The following is a 3,919-nucleotide window of genomic DNA, read 5'->3' on the forward strand; positions in this document are numbered from 1 at the left end:
GGCCAACGATGTACCAGGTTCTGTTAAAAAGGCCGCGGCCTGTCTTTGTGGTGGAGAAACTGATCGAGCATCTGAAAAAAATTTCGTACATGAATAAGCCTATGATCACAAAATTCAGTTGGGCTAAGTAATATCAAGTGGTTATCGGACACTCGCATGCTATACTTTATCACTGCCGTCTACAGTTTCCACTGCACACATACTGCCTTATCGAGATGAAGGATCTGCTTAACCCACCGAAATCAAATCAAATAACCAGGATGGATCCCCGGTTTGCACCAACACGGCAGGAGTTGCTCACAAGGCATTTTTATGATAAAGTATTGCACGAAAGCAAGCTTCTCAGCTCTTCATGCAATACTTTATCAAGAGGGCCACATGCCGTCCGATCCGATACCGCCAACGCAGTTCCTTATCACGCTGTTTACCCAACAATCCTGCTGGATGATCGAACCGCTTGCCGCCGAGTTGGGCTACTCGGTGCCATCAGCGCGGCGGTTTTTGAGCGAAGCCGGATACTACAGCTCTTTCACGCACAATGGTCGCTGGTACACCCTGCGGTCGATCCCGCGATTCAACCGCGACGGTCTTTGGTTCCACGATCTCATTGGTTTTTCTCGGGCCGGCAGTTTGACCGCCACCATCATCCATCTGGTCACGCGCAGTCCCGGGGGAATGACCGCCCAACAACTGGGCGAAATACTCCACAATCGTTGTCATTCGGTGTTGGTGCAGTTATGGCGGCAGGGCAAACTCGAGCGCCGCAAATCCGGACGACTTCATGTGTACCTCGCTGTCGATCCACCCATTCAGTCCGGTCAACTGCTCGTCTTGGCCAACGAAGATCATCCCGCCGCACCATTGCCGGCGGAGATAGCGGTCTTTATTTTGGCCGAGGTTATCCGTCATCCCGAGCTCAACTTCGAGCAATTGGCCACGGTCGTGGGACGCCGCCAAAGAATTCTCCTCAAGGCAACGCAAGTCGAAGCGCTTTTCGCTTTGCACGGTTTAAAAAAAACGACCCAGCCTGCTGCGCCATTGCCTTAGGGGCCTTGAAATACTGGCAGGAGCAAACGGTGCGTGAGATCGCCCCTGCGATGTTGTTTCCACGACCGCCGGTCCTTCGTTTTGTGCCGGAGGTTACGACATGTTGCGGCCGGCAACCGACGGTGCAGAAAACCAGGAAAAAGAACGTATTGACTCTGACCGGTCCATTCGTCGCCCACGAGACGGTGATGCGATGCCCTGGCTGTCATCGGACTTTTTCCTCAGAGGTCTTGCCGACACTGGTCCCACCTCGCAGCAATGTCGGCTATGACATCCTGGTGTTTGTCGGCCGTGCCATGTATCAGCGGCTTCGCACCGTGCAGGAAGTACGCACTGAGTTGATCGCTCGTAATGTCCGCCTTTGTTCTTCGGAAATCGAGTATCTGGGCCGCAAATTTATCACATGCCTGGCTCTTGCTCATAGTCGCGCCGTCCCCCGGATTCGTCACACGATGACCATGGCCGGAGGCTACGTTCTCCACCTCGACGCCACTCGTGATGGCGGGTCGCCGGCCCTGATGACGGGCCTGGACAGTCTGAGTCAATTCGTGCTTGCCAGTGTGAAAATGCCAAGCGAACATACCGACCATATCGTTCCTTTTCTGCGGCAGGTGAAGGACGATTACGGGGCTCCCTTGGCCTGTGTCCGTGACATGGGGAGCGGCATCGGCAAAGCGGTTGCCGAGGTGTTCCCCGGAGCACGCGACTTCATCTGCCACTTTCATTTTCTTCGCGATATTGGCAAGGATTTTCTTGAACCGGCGTATGCCCGGTTACGCAAGGGTCTGCGCAGTCATGCTACCAGCACCCGACTGCATGCACTGGTTCGGGAAATACGGCAACGACTCGCCGCGCAGAGCGATCGATGTGCAATCTTGGCCAGGGCGATTGAAACCTCGGCACCTCCAGAAGACATCGAACTCATGCCCTTAGCCGCATGTTATTCGCTGACGCTGTGGGCTTTGCATGGCAAACAATGCGGCGACGGTTACGGTTTCCCTTTTGATCGGCCGCTGATGGACTTCACCCAACGATTGCTGGACCTGGAGGAATGCATGCCCCAATTGCTCGATGTCCTTTTGGTCGACGATGAGTCTCCGCAACAGCAACCCATTTTTAAACTGCTGACGCAAGCATGCTTCGTGGCCGAAGACCAGGAAATCCGTCAGGCTATGGACGAATTACGGCTCCGCTGCAAGGTCTTTGATCGATTGCGTGAGGCCATGCGCCTTGCCCCAGCGGGTGGCGATAAGGGCCTCAACGATGAAGGTGGCATCGGCGATATGACGACCATCCGTCAAGGGGTCAAGAAGTTCCGCCTCAACTTGACGGAGGACCCTGAACTGGCCGTTGACCCACTCAGCCAGAAGATGGCCGCGCAGATCGACAAGTACGACGACAAACTCTTTGCTGAACCCATCACCGTGGCAACACCCGGCGGGACTGCCATCGTCTATCCCCAGCGCACAAACAATATTCTGGAACAATTCTTCCGTGGCATAAAACGCGGTTATCGACGCAGGACAGGAAACAATACCATGCAGAGGGCATTACAAACCATGCTGGCAGCCACACCTCTGGTCAGAAACCTCGAGAATCCCGATTACATGGATGCCTTACTCAATGGGAAAGCCAATCTTGAGGAACTGTTCGCTGACCAAGGGGCAATCAAATTAACCGAGTTTGATGGCTCGAATAACAATACCGACCGTATCCTTCCTGGCTTTCGTGCCATCATAAAACTGCCCACCTTACCCGACCAAGTGATCAGGTCGCTTGCGGCGTGAGGGGGGGGGAAATCCAACTGAATTTTGTGACCATAGAAGATTCGGCATTTCTTTTTTCAGGACTTTTCTCTTGCTTTGCATTATCAATAGAGAAAAATTACAACAAAAAGGAGGACGTGAGTTTCGGAAACAGGGCAACGGGCGAATACCCAACTGCCGTACCGGTCGCAATTGCGACGGGACACACTGAACTGCACAATCAGAGGAGGTTTCCATGCGACAACTGACCACAGACCATTTATCCCAGATTCTGGCCGATCATGGCCCACCGTGCATTTCCATCTATCAGCCAACCCATCGGCTTCGCCCCGCCAGCCTTCAGGATCCCATCCGATATCGCAACCTCTTGTCGGAGGTGGAACAGTCTTTACGCGAAAAATACCCGTCTCGGGAAGTCCAAGCGCTTCTGGCGCAATTCCAAAAGCTGGCCAATGATGAGGACTTCTGGAACCTCCGGACCGAGGGCCTGGCAATTCTGGGCTCGCCCGGAGTGTTTCAGGTTTTCGAGCTGCAACGACCAGTCAAGGAGACCGTCACGGTTGCAGACAGCTTTCATGTCAAACCGTTGCTGCGCATACTCCAATCCGCAGACCGCTTCCAGATCGTCAGCCTCAACCGCCATAAAGTCAAACTCTATGAGGGCAATCGTGACGCCATTGATCCGGTTGAATTGACCACCATACCCCAAACCATTACCGAGGCGCTGGGAGCGGAGCTGACCGAACCGCACCAAACGGTTGCCTCCTACGGTATGGGAGGAGGGAGCGGCAAAGCAATGTTTCATGGCCACGGCTCGGCAAAGGAAGAGGTCGACATCGATATGGAGCGATTTTTTCGGATCGTTGACCGGAACCTTCTGGAGCATCACTCACGTCCCTCCGGTCTGCCGTTGATGCTGGCGGCCCTCAAGGAGTATCACGGGCCTTTTCGCCAGATCAGCCGAAATCCTTTTCTGATGACCGAAGGCCTCCATGTCAATCCCGAGGCCTTAACCCTTGAGCAACTGCGCCTGCAGGCCTGGCAGAAGATCGAACCGCTGTATCTGCAGCGCCTGGCCGATCTCGTTGAAAAGTATAAACTGGCCT

General features: G+C 54.2%; 3 protein-coding genes. All 3 read left to right on the forward strand.

Translation table 11 applies throughout. From position 1 onward, the window contains the following. Positions 1-378 precede the first annotated feature (378 nt). Entirely contained in the window at positions 379-1,047 is a 669-nt protein-coding gene (locus tag AC6F7T_RS11350) for a hypothetical protein (RefSeq protein WP_500718932.1), read from the forward strand. Positions 1,048-1,076: 29 nt separating this feature from the next. Further along, complete coding sequence (locus AC6F7T_RS11355) at positions 1,077-2,834, forward strand: hypothetical protein (protein WP_500718934.1); 1,758 nt, start codon at positions 1,077-1,079, stop codon at positions 2,832-2,834. 214 nt (positions 2,835-3,048) lie between these two features. After that, the coding region (locus AC6F7T_RS11360; RefSeq protein ID WP_500718935.1) for a baeRF3 domain-containing protein at positions 3,049-3,919 on the forward strand (871 nt) is incomplete at its 3' end.

The organism is Pelovirga sp., from assembly GCF_059864205.1.

Excerpts from the sequence above, each read along its gene's own strand:
- AC6F7T_RS11350 (WP_500718932.1), top strand. The coding sequence starts at position 379 with ATGCCGTCCGATCCGATACCGCCAACGCAGTTCCTTATCACGCTGTTT.